Consider the following 17,934-nt stretch of genomic DNA (forward strand, 5'->3'; position numbering starts at 1 on the left):
AGAAAGCGATTGGACAAAAACATGGCAACTGGCAGCTAAATGCTCAATATCAATAATTTATACATTAACTAAATCGCAAACCCGAATATTTGCACAAGCAATAAGATCTTGCGGATCGATCTTGATTTGTAGCCCGCGTTTACCGGCACTCACAAAAATAGTTTCGAAATTCAGGCAACTTTCATGAATAAACATGGGATAGGACTTTTTCATGCCAAGTGGTGAACAGGCTCCGCGAATGTATCCGGTCAGAGGCAGCAATTCTTTCATTTGTACCATTACTGCATTTTTATTTCCCGAGACTTTTGCCGCCTTTTTTAGATTTACCTCTGCATTTCCCGGAACTATGGCCACAAATATTCCATTGGCATTTCCGCGCAAAACCAGCGTCTTAAACACCTGTTCCACATTCTGATCTATAGTTTCAGCCACATGCACGGCACTTAAATCCGCTTCATCAACCAAATACTCGACCAACTCGTAGTTCACCTTTTTGGTATCGAGAAAACGTGCGGCGTTTGTCTTCTTCATGATTCATTTTTAATGATTACAAATTTTCAAAACAATATTGATTCAGCCAATTTTATCTTCGGTGAAAGCAGATTGATGTCGATTGAAAACAGATCGATGAAGATTGATTCAATCCTGAGATAGTCTAATAAATTTTGCTGGAAAATAGATGAACAGGAATTAAGACATTCAAATGTAGGCCATTTTACAAACGGAAATGTTTCCACGATAAAAAATAATAATTAGCTTTACGGTTCACTGAAAAGTAAATGTACAAAGAGCCTTTATACGGAAAAGAATGGAACTGGCGCAACGTGAAAATGGAAGCGCTGGATAATACTATAAATTTGCGGTGAAGGCCGGGAAAAGGGATTTGTTGTGTATGCAGCAGGTCCCTTTTTTGTTGAAATATTGAATGGGATAGAAGTAAAAGATTCTGAGCAAAGTGAGGAATCCCGAGCAATAGCTCTAATACAAAAATATCAACCAAAAAAATAGACAATCATGACCAGACAAAAAAAGATTTTTTTAGAAGAGTCGGAATTTCCGAAGCAATGGTATAACCTGGCACCCGACCTGCCAACACCTCTAAATCCGCCACTCGGACCGGACGGAAATCCGGTGAATCCGGATATGCTGGCCCCGGTTTTCCCAATGAATTTAGTAGAACAGGAAGTAAGCCAGGAGCGTTGGATCGATATTCCCGACGGTATTCGCGACATTTTGATCCAGTGGCGTCCAAGTCCGCTTATCCGTGCCTACGAGCTGGAGGAAGCACTCGGAACACCGGCAAAAATTTATTACAAAAACGAAGGCGTTTCGCCTGCCGGTAGTCACAAGCCAAATACGGCAGTTGCTCAGGCCTGGTACAATAAACAGTTCGGGATTAAAAAGCTGACCACCGAAACGGGAGCCGGACAGTGGGGATCGGCACTTTCGTTTGCTGCTGCCCAAATCGGGTTGGAAGTAAAAGTATTTATGGTTCGCGTAAGTTTCGACCAGAAACCTTTTCGTAAAATGATGATGGAAACCTGGGGCGGAAAATGTATTGCGAGTCCAAGTACAGAAACACAGGCCGGACGCGATATTCTGGCCAAATTCCCCGATACTCCCGGTAGTTTGGGAATTGCCATTTCGGAGGCGGTGGAAGCCGCAGTAACTGATCCAAGCGGTGAGACACGTTATTCGCTGGGTTCGGTTTTGAACCACGTAATGCTGCACCAAACCGTTATTGGACTCGAAGCCAAAAAACAGCTGGCTAAAGTCGGTATCGACAAGCCGGATGTGGTTATTGGCTGCTGTGGCGGTGGAAGTAACTTTGCAGGACTATCGTTCCCGTTTATTTACGACAAGATCAACGGTGCCGACATTCAGGTGATCGGAGCAGAACCGTTTAGCTGCCCGACCCTTACCAAAGCGCCGTTTATTTACGATAACGGCGATGTGGCACAAATGACTCCGCTGCTGGCCATGAACAGCCTGGGGCATAACTTTATTCCTGCTCCGATACATGCCGGAGGTTTGCGTTATCACGGAATGGCGCCGCTGGTAAGTGCTGCTCTGCGCGACGGATTAATGGATGCGATTGCTGTTCACCAAAGTGAATGTTTCGAAGCCGGATTGTTGTTTGCAAAAACCGAAGGAATTATTCCTGCACCGGAAACCACTCACGCTATTGCCGCTACCATTCGCGAAGCTAAAAAGGCGAAAGAAGAAGGCAAGGAGAAAACAATCCTTTTCAACTTTAGCGGACACGGATTGATGGACCTTGTAGGTTACAATAAATACCTGGCCGGCGAATTACACGATTACGAATACCCGGAATCGGAAATTGCCGAGAACCTGAAAAAACTAGAAGGATACCCTCTGCCAAAGTAGGAAGATTGGAATATAAGAATATGAGAATTGGCGCGCTACAGTTTTGTAGCGCGCTTTTTTTGTAGGATCCTGTGAAGATTATCTAGGTTTTCGGCTAAGTTTTATTAGGGAAGATGTATCACCTGAAACGGGCAAACTCAAAACGGCATTTTCATCCAGAAAGACCGTTTCCGACCAGTTTTCTCCGGCTTCAACTAAATAATCTCCTTTCAAACCATTGATTTCTACTGAAAGTTGATGCGCTTCGCCGCTGCGGTTTTCCACCAAAAACTCAATGCTTTCACCGTCCTTATTAAATTGAATGGCTTGATCTTTTTGAAAACCATCCTGTTTCAGAATAACATCAAATTTTCGGTCATTGTCCCTGAAATAGAGTTTCTGACGCAAGCCGTCTTTTGGAATGACGCTGTATTTTTCGCCGTCTTTTTGCAGTTCCCCACCATAGGCCACCATGCCAAATACCTCATCGTTGGAAACTACAGTTGCAGCAGTTCGCAAAGCTCCGCAATATCCAAGGTCGATTTCCCCATCGTATGACCACGGCCCTCTGCCCTGCGTTTTTTGCATCCAGTTTCGCGTATACTTTTGAGGCTCAAACGCCCAGCCCGACGCACCGTCATTCTCTTTCCCGGGAAACCAGAATCCGTAATTTGTTTCGGGTGTTCCTGAATTGATCAATGCAAACGAACTTAAATACGATTGATACCCCAAACGGATATCGGCTCCCGGCGAATCGGAAAAATACAAGCCATAATCCAGTATCGACCAGCCGCCCATTTGCGCCATGTAATCGAGTACATATTTATCACTTCTCCCCCTGTAATCGCTTCCTAAAAAATAGTAAGCCGGTTCTATGCTTCCCCGTTGTGCAATGTTCGCCTCATTCTGGCGCACCATAAAATCGACAGCATCCTCTTTTCTGATAACCGGATGCGAATACCAACGTTTCAGGTTTTTATCGAACCACAAATTCGAGTCGGGTTCCATTTCATTCAGCACTCCGTATTTTGCCAGGGCATAACTCGATTCGAAAGCAGTAGCATCAACCGCATATTCCGAACGGAACGGGTACTCATCATCGTAAATAAAATACTTCACTTTTTTCTCCCATTCATTTCTTAAAAACGAGGCGTCTTCTTCAAAACTCTTTTCTTCCAATACCTCAATAAGCTCCGGAATCAGGAGCTCGTTGTAACATCCCCACTTGTAGGTTTCGTACCAGGGAAGAATTTCGTACGGATAAATAAAATAGGCTTTTGCGGTCTCGGTAGCCAATTTTAGGTAGCCATCGGCATCGCGAAATTTCGTGAGTTGCGGATACATGGAAGCGATCTGGTACATGTGATAATACATCATCATGATGTGCGGATAATCGTAGGAACGCCACACATGCATTTTAAAACGATACGGATCTTCTGTTTTTGCTTCGCGGGCTCTTTGGTTGCGATTTACCAACCAGTTTGGCGCACCATAAACTCCATACGGATATGGCTCTTCCTGATCGGTTCGTTGAAGACCTCCCCATACAAAATTTTCGATGTAATATTCAACGGCTTCAATTTCTTCTTTATTAGGATAAACTACATTTTTAGACGCAAGAAACGGAGCTTTGCACAAGCTCGGATCGTCGCAGGTAAGTATATAACTTAAGCGACTGGTATCTAAATAATCTGCATTGTCAGGGCCACGTAATTCGGCGTTTTTCATATCGTAAACGCCAAATAATCCGTCGTACCACTTTGTAGAATCGCGGTGCTGCTGACGATTTACAATAAAGGCTGCGCGCTTTTTATATAAGGTTTCCAGCGGCTCGGTAACAAAAAACTCCAGTTGCGTTTTTAAATTATCGCCGTAATTAATAACCAGTTTGTTTTCACCCAGATGCTTAAACTTTATCTCGTAAATGTTGGTGTCATCCTTTTTTTTGCCCAGGAACTTTATGTTGGTTTCGCCTCCACCAAATTCGGGTTCAATGCTGTTAATCGGCTGTTTGGTGCGCAAAGCAATTTTAGCGCTCAGGTCAGTCGGTACCGTCATCCCCGGCATTACTTCCACGTCGATCAATCCTTCTTCGACCAGGATATCGCGGATCTGATCATAATTATCGGCCCAGCGGAATTTAAATCCGTAAGACCGGGTTTCATTGGGTGCAACTAATTCCGAAGTATGATATTGTCTCCATGCTCCACGCTGCTCCCTGTTTCCGGTGTAGGAAGAATGAATGAATGCCTTAAAAGTGCCTCTTTCGGCACGGACATGCGATGCCGTTGTCCAGTATTCCAACGAAGTACTTTGTTGCGGAACCATAAGCAGGTAAGGTGCAACACCCGTTGGTCGCTCAAAATAAAAGAACGAGTTATCACCGGCAATATGGTGATGCTTGATAGCGCTCATTTCAAATATCTTTTGGGGATTTTCGCCGTAAGGGCGCTGATAGGCAACAGGAACGACCAGATCTTCTATTCGAATGGCCGACTTTGCGGTGTTTGTTAATTTAATTCTCCAAACAAGTTGTCCTTCTTCAAGAAGAAAATCCTGTTCCAATTTCAGGGCTTTTTGATCTTCATCGGCAATACTCCAGGAATAAACAGGTTCGCCATCTTTAAAAATTTCCGTACTCCCGTTTACCGAAGCCCGAAGCGAATCGAGCTTTTTATTGTAGATATATCTCACTGTAACATCGCCCAGTTGCCCTCGTCTGCTGATGTAATTTGTAGGGTAAATATCGTTTGTTCTTTTCAGTTCCGACAAACCATACTTTTGGGCTTTAATTACAAATTCATTGTTACTGATTTTTACGGTGTCCGAGTTTCCGGCAAACGACTTTAAGCTAAGACACGAAAAAAGAGGGAGAAGAACTGCAACAAACAAGAAGGATCGGCCCATGGTATTTGATTTTGAAGGTTCAAGTTATAAAAACTCGGCACGAAGAACTTACACTATTGTTTAGAAATGTTGCACTTTCAGTTTCAATAGTCTGCAATTATTAAAAATTCAATCAGAAGAAAGCGTAGATCAAGGCTTCGTTATCTGTTTTAAGTACGGTCTGAATGTCTTCATAAAAATGCCGTTTGTCAACTAACAGCGCCGATAATTCAGTAGTAAACGGCTCCACAAAATAGTTTCCTTCGAGGTTGGCGTCCCGGATAATTCCTTTCTTCACCTCCAGAAAAACATTCAGGATCTTACCATCAATTTCAACTTTATTGTTGAAGGTATATTTGGGTGAATAACCATAACTCCAGTCCCAGGTAACAAATTTTTCCTGCGCCAGATTCGAAACGATTTCAATATCCGCCTGGGTAAGCTCATACATGCTGTTCCCTTCTTTTTGAATCTGAACGCGGATCAGAAAATCGACAAATTCATCAATCTTCATCGCTTTGGGCAAGAAGGGAGAAATGTTGGCCACTTTGCTTCTGTTGGATTGAACGGCTTTACCTTCGTATTTCCCGGGAACGACTTTTATCGCCTGTCCAAGGTTTTCGAGATCGGAATCAAAAAGCAGCGTTCCGTGATGCAGCACCCGGTTTTTGTATACGTGCTCTGCATTCCCCGATATTTTCAAGCCTTCGATCAGCAGGTCATTCCGTCCTGAGGTTGTGGCCAGAACCCCCAGCTTCGACAAGGCTTCAACCACCGGTTTGGTAAACATTCTAAAACTGATCTCCGCCGGGCTGCTGACGTTTTTTATAAAGCTGAAGTTGACGTTTCCTGCATCGTGAAAAACAGTGCCACCACCCGAAATACGACGAGCCACCGTTATTTCATTCCCGCGCACAAATGGGTAATTGATCTCGCCCAGGGCATTCTGATGTTTGCCCACCACCACCGTATTCTCACTTTGCCACAGCATAAAAATATCTTCCGAGAAACTTTTTAGCAGGTATTCTTCGGCAGCCAGACAAAAAAACGGGTTCGTGTTTCTTAATTGAATGCAGATCATGGTTACAAATTTTGAATCCAACGTTGAAAAAGCACATCATAAACGCTGTAAAAGCGGTTTCCTTCAGCATCATACTGCATGTAAATAAAGCTCTTTTTCTCCAAAGAATTTACTGAGCGTATTATAGTTGCTGAACTTCCAAGTGCATATTCCCGGATAAAACTTTTTGATGTTATCGAATAAGCTTTACCTGCTTGTGCAATTGCTTTAAGTAGCTTCCATTGCTCGCGAGTTAGATTATCCCGGTATCCTAAAAAAATTATTTCTTGCTCCTTTAGCAGTTTTAATGCCTCGTTTTGCCACACTTCTGTAGTTACTACTCGTTTTGAACCAATAAAAACACGATTGCATAAAAGTTGCACAAAATATGTATGCCCGGTTGTCCAGTCTAACATTTCGGCAGCAACCTGTGACTCGATTTCCTTTTTAGAATCTTTAAATTTCTGAATGATGTACGCTTGATACGATTCAAAATTTATTTTCTCTAACGGAAGTAGCACCGTACTTCTGAAAAATGGATTTGACGGGTTTGCAAACATCTCATTCATCAAGTGTGGCTGACTTCCCGAATAAATAAAAATGACATTTTGAAGCTGCTGAATTGTTGTTCTCAGCCAGGCTTCCATCGATTTTTCAGGATAGTCGAGGATTTGCTGAAATTCATCGACAGCAAATATCACACGTCTGTCCTGTTGTTCCAGAAATTCAAACAGGTTTTCAATCTGATGAGTGGTTTCCTTAGGTTGTATATTAAACGAAACATTAGGCTCACCCGATAATTTGTCGAACGTGATGACGGGCCGAAGCGATTTAATAAAACTCCAGATTTTTTGTCCCAACCCGGTTTTCTCCGGAACTGAATTCAGAATTGCGGATGCAAGGGTATTAAGGAAATCGATGCCGGTCTCGGTGGGTAAAATATCGGCGTAAATACAAATGTATTTGTCGTGTAAAAGATATTGCACATGTTTTATTAATCCTGTTTTGCCAATTCGCCGAATTGCCACAAGCGTAGTTGAAAGCCCTCCTTCAATATTTTTGATTAACGTCTCAGTTTCAACTTTCCTGTCGCAGAAATATTCGGGGCCAAAATATCCAACCGATGGAAAGGGGGTTGATGGATTTTTAAACTTCATGACTCGCAAAATATAAGTTACAAAATGTAAGTTACAAAATGTAAGTTACAAAATGTTACATATTTTTAAATAAAATGTCGGCATCAGTTAAAATACACAAGAAAAGAGGGTTCCTCAACATTTTTTCCAACTTTCTTCGTTCTTATTTCAAACCAAAGAAATTTAACTAAACGATTTGCTTCCAATAGATTTGTTTCGTCAAATCATTAATTTTTAAATCATGAAAAAATCATTTCCAGCAAACTTATCAATTCTTATTCTCTTTTTACTTTACTCCGTTTCTACTCTGGCACAAGAAAGAACAAGTTTCAATATTCATCGAAACATTGATTTAAAAAATGAATCTCAAACGAAGGAGGTGAAAATTGAAATGAATGAAAAAGAATGTCGGTTTAATCTCAGGATTAATAGTATGGTTCGCGGTGGAGAAGTAACGATAGAAATTTATAATCCAAAGGGGAAAAAACAGGGAAATTTCTCCGTTGGTTGCGAGATACAATCGGACCACTCGCAAGAGACTGTTAATGGCCAAATAAGCAAACTGATTGAAAATCCTGAATTAGGTGATTGGAAAATTAAAATAATACCTAAAAATGCAGTGGGGAAGGTTGCAATCGATTTTTCTCAAGATTTAGTTATAAAAACTTCCAACAAATAGTCGGTAATGTTGAATTCTAATCGCCGATTGTTATTGGCTGGTATTTGTTCAATTATAATATCAAGCCAAATATCTGCTCAATCCGGAATAACAGGTAAACTTAGCTTAGATTCCACCTGGAGCCGGATTGTATACCTTTCTTTGATTCCAGCGTTCGACCAAACAAACGCTATGTCGAATCAAATGATTATCGATCAGGCTGAAATCGAAAAAAACGGAAACTTTTCGTTTGAGACCAGTTATCTTCCCATAGAGTATCATTTGTACCGCCTGCACATTTCAAAGAAAGGCGATCCTCCCGCCTCGTTAATCATTGGAGGCAAGGATGAAAATCATATTTTCCTGATTGCTAATAAAGAATCGGCCATGTCAATCAAAAATAGTGATGCAGGGAGTATTTTCGGAAAAGTTGAAATAAAAAATTCACCTCAAAGCCGACAGCTAAATGAAATCGATAAAATGGTGCTTTTTGTCGACACCGCTAATTTTAGCGGTTCTCCTTTAAAGCGGGAGTTCGTGGAAAATGCCCTCGATGAAAAGCTCCGCCTGTTTGCCGATACCAGTTCTTATCCTTTGGTGGCATTGTATTCCATTTATCAAAGTAACTTCGAACCTGACATCAACACTAATCCCGAATTTTACATACGTTTTTTGAAGAAATGGAAAAAAGAAAAGTCTTCTTATTTTACTGAATTTCGCAATAAAATTCCGGTAAAAGCCGATCACAACCTTGGAATGCTATACGGATTCCTGGGCTTAATGCTTGGTATTGTTTTAATGTACTTATTCGAAAAAAGAAGGATGGTAAAATCGCAAAATCCGATTCAAGCCTTAACGGTTCAGGAAAGAAACATTTTCACCCACTTGCAAAAAGGAAAAACGAACAAAGAAATATCTGATGAATTAAACATTAGCCTTAGTACAGTAAAATCGCATGTTAACAGTATATTTTCTAAACTGAAAGTTAAATCGAGAAAAGAGATTCTCAATCTCTGAGCTATCGTGAAACTGTTACTTTGGTTAGGCAAATTCAACAACATAAAAAAAACCACACATCATCTGATGCATGGTCTACTGCTTGGATATAAAATTTTATCCCTTATTTGTCGGATAACATTTAGAAAGGAGACTACCGTATTACGATGAAAACCGCCCCTGCTCTCAGAGGCGGATTCAATCTTAAGTGACTGCAGTAATTCGCAATTAATTCGAAGACTGCAGTTTTATTTTAATCTTGTTTTCGTTAGTATTGATGGTGAGTTCTTCAGCCTTTTGCTGATAGGAGATATAACTTGTCTCTAATTTGTACTCTCCGGGTTTAATGTTTTCGAAGTTAAAGTTACCGTCAAAATCAGTGTACGTTTTTTTGTCGGTACCTGCTAATTTAACTTCAACACCCACCAAGGATTCTCCGGACTGTTCGTCAACAACTGATCCCGAAAGCATCATTGTTGCCTGACCATCAGTATCCTTTACTTTTGATTCGTTATCCTTTGCCTGTACAGCTATTACTACGAGTAACATCCAGGCGATCATCATTACGTTTTTCATGGTATTCTAACTGTTGATTGTTAGTGTAAAAGTAGAGAATGGCTATTACGGGGTAATTAAAGAATTATTACACTTTTATTAAATCGGAATCCGGGATAAAAAAGACTATTAATATTCCCGGACACTGATCAGATTTCCCTGCTCATCGTACTTTTTCCATACACCTGTTTTCTGGCCCATGTCGTATTGTAATTCGTATAGCAGGTTGCCATAATCATTCCAGATACGCCATTTCCCATCCTTCTCGCCATTTTTGTACCTGGCAACGGAGGTTTTTATACCATGATCATTATACATGATCCATTTGCCATGCATTTGATTCATTTTATAAGAACGGACTTCATTAAGCTGGCCATTCTCAAAGTAAATGCGGATTTTTCCGTGCTTCAATCCATCCTTTATTTGTAATTCCTGCTTTAAATTTCCATTCTCGTAATAGGTGGCATACTTGCCTGTAAATTTATCTGCACCCTGGTAATAGATTCCGTCTACTTCTTTCACTGTCTGAGCATTCACAGAAACTATAAATGACATCAGAATAAAAATCAGTGTTATTATTTTTTTCATGTTTAAAAATTTTAATTCAAGCAGTCTGATCTGTCTTCTAAACGGTATGACCAGGATCTTTATCATCAAATTTAATTGTTTTTTTGACTGCCAATTCTAAACTGTTTAAGATGAAAGCCCCGGATAAATTCCCGGAGCTTTCCAGTTAGTCAAAACCAACTGTTCTTAAACACTGCATTTGTTATGCTTTTTCTTTTGAGTTTCATTTAAAACACAAGCGACAATTTCTCTATTCAGTTAGAGTCCTGCTTCAATCCAGGTCCAGCCTGAAATATCAATTGCGTCAGCATCTTTTCCCGAATTCAGGGTGTATTTGCTGGTTTCGCCATCCATTAAAGTTGCATCCGGATCAGCACCATCAATTTGTACATTCGATAATGCACCTGAATCTTTCATGTCCAGATCAATTGCATAACCTTCAAGGTGCAAGCTTGTAATTGTAGCACCTGACTCTTTCTTGAATTGCAAACCTGTTCCGTCTACTGTTGAAATAGCAGTTACATTAGTGAATGTTGGATTATTGTTGTCTTTATCGCCTTCAAAAACAGTTGAGAAACCTGCGATAGTGTGCGATACATAAGTGTTGGTGATTCCACCGCTCCAACCTTCTGTCCAGTCGATGGCATCGTCTTCGCAGTTTTCAACATAAATATTTGTTACTGTTGCAGCACCACCAAAGAACTCGATACCATCATCAGATCCATCGAAAATGGCAATGTTCTCGAACGTTGTTCCTGATCCAACAGAGTACAATGAAACACCGTTGTATTGCGATTCTTCATTGATCTGAGCTCCGGTTCCGCGAATTACGAGGTTGGTTACCGAGCCTGAATTATCAGCGTTGTCGGTTCCGCCGTAAATGAATCCGCCAACTTCGGCTTCAGCGTTTTCTCCGGCGGTTGTAATACCTCTACCACAAATGGTTAAACCACCCCAGTCGCCGGGCTGGCTCAGGTCTGATGCAATTACTACAGGATCACTTTCCGTTCCGTTAATGTAGATTTTACCACCCATTAAAACGGCGATATACACATCTGTACCACCGTTGTCGGCATGGATTTTTGTTCCTGCAGGAATGGTCAGTGAAGCACCGTCCTGAACAATGTAAGAACCGGTTAAACGGTAAGTTTTGCTGGCATCAAGTGTTACATCACCTTCAACATTACCATTCAATTCTACAATTTCAGCCAGTTCAGCATCAACCCATTCCCAACCATTTGGATCAACCGTGGCAGGAGCGTTGTATGATTTTGTAGGATCGGCAGTTTCGCCATCAATAATTACGTTCGATAAAGGACCATCGTCTTTCATATCGATACTAACGGTATAACCACTCAACGACAAACCTGTAATGGTCATACCAGATTCTTTTTTGAACTGTAAAGCAGTACCTCCGGTTGTTGAAACGGCAGTAAGGTTGTTGATTTTTGGATTCATATTGTCTTTATCTCCCTCAATTACGGTAGAGAAACCTTCGATTGTGTGCTCAACATAGGCGTTGTTCACGGTTCCGCTCCAACCTTCTGTCCAGTCGATAGCGTCATCTTCGTTATTTTGCAGGAACATGTTCGTAACTGAAACCGTTCCTCCAAAAAATTCGATACCATCATCAGAACCGTTGATTACAGCAATGTTCTCGAGTGTTGTTCCTGATCCCAGGGCGTAACACGAAACACCGTTGTATTGCGATTCTTCGTTGATCTGTGCCCCGGTTCCTTTAATAACCAGGTAAGTGATCGATCCCGATGAATCACCGTCATCATCACCTCCATAAATAAATCCACCTACTTCAGCTTCAGCATTTACACCTGCTGTAGTTATGGCTTTACCACAAAGAGTTAAACCACCCCAGTCGCCCGGATTGGCATTTGGTGAAGACATTACAACAGGACTGCTTGAAGTACCGTTGATCATGATTTTACCCCCCATCAAAACAGCGATGTACACGTCGGTACCACCGTTATCGGCAATAATGTTTGTACCTGCAGGGATGGTCAGTGTAACCCCGTCGGATACGATAAAAGAACCGGTAAGATTATACGACATGCTAGCGCTCAGAGTGTAGTTCTCTTCCAGCGTTCCGTCCATAATACCGTTTTCAAGGTTCGTGATTACTTCAGGAGATGGATCCGGTGTAGGATCATTTCCATTATCACAGCTTGTAAATACTGATACTGCCAAGAAAGCAAGACCTAAAATTTTAAAAATTGCTTTTTTCATTTTAATACGATTTAAATTATACGTTCCGTTAATTTTTTAATTCAAGTTAATCTTGAGCTCCAGCCCAAAGCTGATGCCCTTTTTATAAGAACTTACCACGTCGGTGAATGCTTCACTCGACAGCGGTTTGATTTCCTGTGTCTGTTCAATTTTTGGATTCAACAGATTCTTTGCTGAGAATTTCAACTCAAAGGTTTCGTTGATCACTTTGCTCAAAACCAGATCAACCGTCGCAAAACCTTTCTCGATAATTTCGTTGTTGAACAAGGTTGCACTGTTGGCATAGTCTTCAGGAGCTCCCAATGCCAGTATTTTATCCGATGAATAATTACCGGTTACGGTAGCCTGAAATTCGTTCTCGGTGTTGGTCGAATAACTCAAAGCACCGTTGAAAATAAATCCGGCTGCTCCCTGCAATTCGGTTTCGGTTTTACTGTTGTACTGAAAAATATCGTAGAGATCCTGGTTGTGCCACATTTTAGTGGCATTCAGTGTCATGTTAAGATCGGGGGTACCGGTAGTTTCTGCTTTAATGATGTCGAAGCGGGCTTCTGCCTCAAGGCCGTAAACATCGGCTCGCTCGCCGGTGTTGGCAAAGTAGAAATTACCGGACGATCCGCGGGTTTGTGCCATGTTAATCGGATCGTTGATCATTTTATAAAATCCGGTTACCGAAAACAACTGGCCTCTGTCCGGGAAAAATTCCCACTTCAGGTCGAAATTGTAATTGTCGGATTTTACCAGATCAGGATTACCTTTTGTAACCTGACCGGTGGGGGAAACATATTCAAAGGGCGCTAATTCCTTAAACTCAGGAAGAGTTATGGTTTTACTTGCCGCAAAACGGAAAGAACTATTCTCTCCCGCCTGGTATTTCAACATCAGGGCAGGTAAAATATTGTCGTATACCTCGTCCAAACTTCCGGTACGTCCAACATAGTTGGTTACATCCCAGTTAATATTCAATTCGTCGCGTTCGTAACGCACACCCACATTTCCCGAGAATTTTTCCTTGCCAAAATCAACATTTAAAAATCCCGCATAAACATTCAGTGTAGCGTCGTACGAGTCGGGCTTTACCTCGCGAATCCTTAACTCGCCGCTGTCATACAAATCCAGGTTATTAAGTGCTTCATCGAGGTTATCAATCGATTGGACTCTCGCGTCCTTAGCTCTAACTCCATAAGGTAACGAATAAAAATCTCTGCCTTTCATTCTAAAAGTTCCGCCATAATTGAGCTTCAGCACTTTGCTATCCTCATCCACAAAAGTGATGATGTCTTTCAGGTAACCGTTCAACTCATCGTCGCTGATGGTCTGCATCGATTTCTTTTGCTGAAAGTCGCCTACGTAGGCAAAACCTACCGTGTTTTCATCCAGCATGTTTACTTCGTTACGAATACGGTTGGGTTCATCGGCATTTACCATATTGTAACCCACAGCCCACTCCAGGCGGTTCTTCTCCGTAATGTTGTGTGTACCCAGTAACTGGTTAATAAAGATCTGTGTCTCTTTCAGGTTCTGGTCGCGAACAAATGCCTGCTCCTGCTGCGGCAACTGGTCGTAGGCATAACCTTCACCATTTCTTCCCTGTTCGTACAACTGGTCGATGGTTTTGTATACAGCCAAACCGTTGTAATTGATTGAATGATCTTTATTAAAGTCGTAAGCCAGGTTCAGCAGTCCTGTTGTATTGAACTCGGTCACATAATTTTCGGCATCGGTAAATGAGTTATTCAATACGTTTGAACGGTATTTTTTGTAAATACCTTTTTCATATTCCGATTCGTTGGAGTGCGATACCGTAGCAAATACAGAAAAATCGTTATCAAATAATTTTAATTTTTTACCGCCAAGAACGGAGAAACTTCGGTCGATGGGGAAACTGCGATCCAGTGTATTCCAGCTCTGGTATTTTAAAGCATCTTTCGTGGTATACGGAGCACTGTAAAATCCCATTGTGGCATCATTTAGGTTTTGCGTGGATTTAAAATTCCCAAATACATCATTACTAAGGATGTTGCTGTTCGATCCACCCGAAACTTTCAGTGATATATTTTCACTCAGTGTTTTAGAACTGATATCAACATTTCCCGATGACTGATCGGCATAACCTTCGGTCGTGTAAGTTTTATTGATACCCACGTTTTTGATCACATCGGTTGAGAACAGGTTTAGATCGATGTTTTTCTTTTCCACATCGTCGGATGGAATGGGCAGCCCGTTCATGGTTGTCGACAGGTACCTGTCGCCCAGACCACGGATATAAACATCGCCTGATCCTTCGTTTTTGGTCACTCCCGAAATTTTTGAAGTTGCCCCGGCAGCATCCGAAACCCCCAGGCTCGACAGCCTTTTTGATCCGATACTTTCTTTAATACCCGATGAGTTTTTCTGATCGAGCAGCAACATGCTTTCGGTTTCGCGGTTGGCTTTTGCCACCACTTCAACACCTTCCACTTCAATGGTAGCCGACTTCAGTTCGGCATTCACTACGGTTTCTTCGTTGGTTTTTACTTCAATCTCGAACTCTTGCGGATCGTATGAAATAAACGAAATAAGCAGTGTGTGCGTTCCGGTCTCAACCTTCGGAATGATGTAATTTCCATCGAAATCAGTGATTGTTCCTATAGTAGTCCCTTTTAACATTACGGTAGTACCGATTAGAGACTCTTTGGTGTTTGCGTCGGTTACCTGCCCCTTAATTGTTCCGGTTTGGGCAAGCGAATAAATTGTTTGGATGAGTAACAGGCTTCCAATAATAAGCTGTTTCATAAAAATATGCAGTGTTTAAAATCGTATACTTAAATATCCACCGCAAACCAACCGTATTTATGTTACAGCCTAATTACATATGAATGAAACTTGGATTACATATTTTTAATCGAATTGTAATTTATCGCGTGTTTCTTTAATCTTTCTTTAAATAAAAAAGAGTCTTTAATACTTAATTAAAGACTCTTTCCATATGCTGTGAACTGTAATTATCTCTTTGACAGCGTAAATAGAAATTCAATTCCACCTTTGGGTTTGTTTCGTGCAGAGATACTGCCCTTGTGCAACTGAATAGCATTTCTAACAATTGACAAACCTAAACCCGTACCGCCTAATTCACGGGTTCTGCCGGAATCAATCCGATAAAACCTTTCGAAAATTCTGTGCAGGTGCTCTTCAGGTATTCCAATCCCCGAATCGGTGTAACTGAAATAATGGTAATTCTTATCTTCCAGGTAGTTTTTTATTTCAATTTTTATATTCTCGCCGGCATAATTAATGGAGTTTTCAATCAGGTTTTGAAAAACGGAGGATAGCAAAGAATCATTTCCGTTAACCTCTACCTCATTGTCGATGTTTATCTTGCACTTAATATTTTTCGCCGAAAGTCGGTTTTCAAGGTTCTCAATCACATCAGAAACAATGTTCTTAATGTTGATTGTCTTGAATTCGAAAAGCTCACCGGCATCTTCAATATTATTCAGCAACGAAATATCATTCAAGAGCAAATTTAACCGTTCTGCCTGAACACTTGCACGCTCGATAAAATATCGCTGTTTTTCTTTGTCAATTTTCGAATTACCCATCAGAGTTTCCAAATATCCTTTTATGGAGGAAAGTGGTGTTTTTAGCTCATGCGCAATATTTGATGTAAGTTGCTGCTTGAGCAAACGACGCTTTTCCGGGCGGGTAATATCTGTTATCAGTACCTCAAAACTTTTATCGGCAAAAACGATACACTGAATCTTGAAATACCTTTCGTTTTTATTTATCGTGAACTCGATCTGTGGCAATTCGTGATCCAGAAACTCAGTCTCTTTTTTAAGATTCTCATCTAAAAACGCATTAACTTTCTCAAACTCCGGAATCAAAAAAACATTTTCGGCTGAAATGGTTGAAGTATCAGAAATCATACTCACGTTTTGTATGAAATGGCTGTTTACCATCATTTTCTCTCTTGCCGGATTAAAAAATCCGATTCCCTCGTTCAGGATATTCATGTGATTGGACAGGCGTTCTTTTTCGAGTGCAATTTCCTGATTAGCGATTCGCAGATTGTTGTAAATCTTAACTACCTGAGAACCGATCTCCCCCAATTCATTATCCGGGAACCTTGCTTCTTCTTCGTTTATCGCTTCGTTATGTCCTGCTTTAATCGCAAAATCTTTCAGTTTTGTTATCGATATCGATAACCTCTTTGTAAGTTCATTAATTACCAGCCATATAATTAAGAAAATGGCAATGATAAAAAATATGAACATGCGTTCCGCCTTCAGAAAATTTTCTACCTCAACATTATACAGCATGGCAGTTCTGACAAAGTACTCGTCATAGTTGCGGGCGTAATAATAGAAGTCTTTACCAGTGGTTTCCGAATGCCTTATGTTCGCTCCTTCCTCGGAATAGAGTGCTTTCTGGATCTCCGGCCTTTCGAAGTGGTTCTCCATATTCTTGTAGTCATATACGAAACTATCATACAGGACAACACCTTTCTTATCGATAATGGTCAAGCGAATATTACTTTGCGGAATTAATTCCTTTAGGGTATCGGCTTTACTAAAATTGCCGGTTTTCATCAAGTCGTAATGCTCAATAAAATTGTGCGTAACCTCGGTTACGTTTTTTAGCGTGTTTTCAAGCTGGCCGGTTTTATAATTTTTCTCCCGCTGCAGCTGAAACAACAATATTGCTACCGTAAACAATAAAAATACTGCTATGAAATAGTAGAATATTTTTCTTCTAAATGATTGCTGAATTGGCACAGTATCAAATTTTTAATTGTGTGTAACTAATTTTTGAAAGCATAACCAAACCCTGATTTGCCTTTAATTTTATTTCCATAATCCCCTATTTTTTTACGGAGACGAGCGATATTAACATCCACATTTCGTTCGGTTACGATTACATCGTCGCTCCATACCCGATTCAGGATCTCAGTTCGGCTAATGTATTGCCCCTGATGTTTGAGTAACATGGTAAGAATTTCGAATTCTTTCCGGGTTAAGCTTATGGTTTTATCGTCAACCTTAACCATTTTGCTGTTTACATCAAGTTCGAGCCCACCTTCCTTATATACCCGCACCTGGCCGGTATCTTGCCGTCCGCGTTTAAGGACTGCCTTAATACGTGCAACCATTTCCTTTATTGAAAAAGGTTTGGATATATAATCATCGCCTCCAACATTAAATCCGGTAAGGATATCATTTTCAGCGGTTTTAGCAGTCATAAAAATAATAGGGACAGCAAGCTGCATTTCTTTTCGAATACGATCTGCCATCTTATACCCTGAGATTCCCCCCATCATCACATCAAGCAGAATCAGATCAAAATCGTCGAGTGTGAGTTTCAATGCCTGCTCGGCTGAATGGGCAACTGTTGTTTGAAATCCTTCGCTCGAAAGGTTGAACTCAAGAATCTCACACAAATCTTTTTCGTCGTCTACGATCAGTATTTTTGGAATGGAATTAGCCATA

At 40.9% G+C, this 17,934-nt stretch carries 13 protein-coding genes; 3 read left to right on the forward strand and 10 right to left on the reverse strand.

The genetic code is table 11. The features are described 5' to 3' along the window. Positions 1 to 57 precede the first annotated feature (57 nt). A complete protein-coding gene (gene ybaK, locus WFY05_RS04310; protein WP_340111496.1) occupies positions 58 to 531 on the reverse strand; it encodes a Cys-tRNA(Pro) deacylase in 474 nt (157 codons plus the stop codon). Positions 532 to 1,014: 483 nt separating this feature from the next. Here ybaK and WFY05_RS04315 point away from each other — a divergent pair, with 483 nt between their 5' ends. Further along, positions 1,015 to 2,388: a TrpB-like pyridoxal phosphate-dependent enzyme gene (locus WFY05_RS04315; RefSeq protein WP_340111497.1), complete on the forward strand. Its 1,374-nt coding sequence runs from the start codon at positions 1,015 to 1,017 to the stop codon at positions 2,386 to 2,388. Positions 2,389 to 2,466: 78 nt separating this feature from the next. On the opposite strand, the gene WFY05_RS04320 is transcribed toward WFY05_RS04315, so the two are convergent. The 3 genes from WFY05_RS04320 to WFY05_RS04330 form a co-directional block, all read right to left on the reverse strand. Further along, positions 2,467 to 5,274 (reverse strand): DUF5695 domain-containing protein, encoded by a 2,808-nt coding sequence (locus WFY05_RS04320; protein WP_340111498.1) that lies wholly within the window; start codon positions 5,272 to 5,274, stop codon positions 2,467 to 2,469. A 112-nt stretch (positions 5,275 to 5,386) separates the two neighbouring features. Beyond that, complete coding sequence (gene lplA, locus WFY05_RS04325; protein ID WP_340111499.1) at positions 5,387 to 6,334, reverse strand: lipoate--protein ligase; 948 nt, start codon at positions 6,332 to 6,334, stop codon at positions 5,387 to 5,389. A gap of 2 nt (positions 6,335 to 6,336) precedes the next feature. After that, on the reverse strand, positions 6,337 to 7,470 hold the full coding sequence (locus tag WFY05_RS04330; RefSeq protein WP_340111500.1) for an AAA family ATPase: 1,134 nt from the start codon (positions 7,468 to 7,470) through the stop codon (positions 6,337 to 6,339). 220 nt (positions 7,471 to 7,690) lie between these two features. Here WFY05_RS04330 and WFY05_RS04335 point away from each other — a divergent pair, with 220 nt between their 5' ends. Together WFY05_RS04335 and WFY05_RS04340 are read left to right on the forward strand one after the other, a co-directional pair. Then, complete coding sequence (locus WFY05_RS04335; protein WP_340111501.1) at positions 7,691 to 8,128, forward strand: hypothetical protein; 438 nt, start codon at positions 7,691 to 7,693, stop codon at positions 8,126 to 8,128. Between the two features lie 171 nt (positions 8,129 to 8,299). Next, on the forward strand, positions 8,300 to 9,124 hold the full coding sequence (locus WFY05_RS04340) for a helix-turn-helix domain-containing protein (protein WP_340111502.1): 825 nt from the start codon (positions 8,300 to 8,302) through the stop codon (positions 9,122 to 9,124). Positions 9,125 to 9,331: 207 nt separating this feature from the next. Here WFY05_RS04340 and WFY05_RS04345 read toward each other — a convergent pair whose 3' ends face one another. The 6 genes from WFY05_RS04345 to phoB form a co-directional block, all read right to left on the reverse strand. After that, a complete protein-coding gene (locus tag WFY05_RS04345; RefSeq protein WP_340111503.1) occupies positions 9,332 to 9,679 on the reverse strand; it encodes a carboxypeptidase-like regulatory domain-containing protein in 348 nt (115 codons plus the stop codon). Positions 9,680 to 9,787: 108 nt separating this feature from the next. After that, complete coding sequence (locus WFY05_RS04350) at positions 9,788 to 10,246, reverse strand: toxin-antitoxin system YwqK family antitoxin (protein ID WP_340111504.1); 459 nt, start codon at positions 10,244 to 10,246, stop codon at positions 9,788 to 9,790. Between the two features lie 237 nt (positions 10,247 to 10,483). Next, a complete protein-coding gene (locus tag WFY05_RS04355; RefSeq protein ID WP_340111505.1) occupies positions 10,484 to 12,466 on the reverse strand; it encodes a beta-helix domain-containing protein in 1,983 nt (660 codons plus the stop codon). A 36-nt stretch (positions 12,467 to 12,502) separates the two neighbouring features. Next, positions 12,503 to 15,241, reverse strand: a complete 2,739-nt coding sequence (locus WFY05_RS04360) for a TonB-dependent receptor (RefSeq protein ID WP_340111506.1) — start codon at positions 15,239 to 15,241, stop codon at positions 12,503 to 12,505. 209 nt (positions 15,242 to 15,450) lie between these two features. Further along, positions 15,451 to 17,223 (reverse strand): sensor histidine kinase, encoded by a 1,773-nt coding sequence (phoR, locus tag WFY05_RS04365; RefSeq protein WP_340111507.1) that lies wholly within the window; start codon positions 17,221 to 17,223, stop codon positions 15,451 to 15,453. A gap of 26 nt (positions 17,224 to 17,249) precedes the next feature. Next, positions 17,250 to 17,933, reverse strand: coding sequence for a two-component system response regulator PhoB (phoB, locus tag WFY05_RS04370; protein WP_340111508.1), 684 nt, complete (start codon positions 17,931 to 17,933; stop codon positions 17,250 to 17,252). Between the last annotated feature and the right edge of the window lies 1 nt (position 17,934).

This window comes from Maribellus mangrovi (assembly GCF_037646455.1).
Taxonomy (GTDB): domain Bacteria; phylum Bacteroidota; class Bacteroidia; order Bacteroidales; family Prolixibacteraceae; genus Draconibacterium; species Draconibacterium mangrovi_A.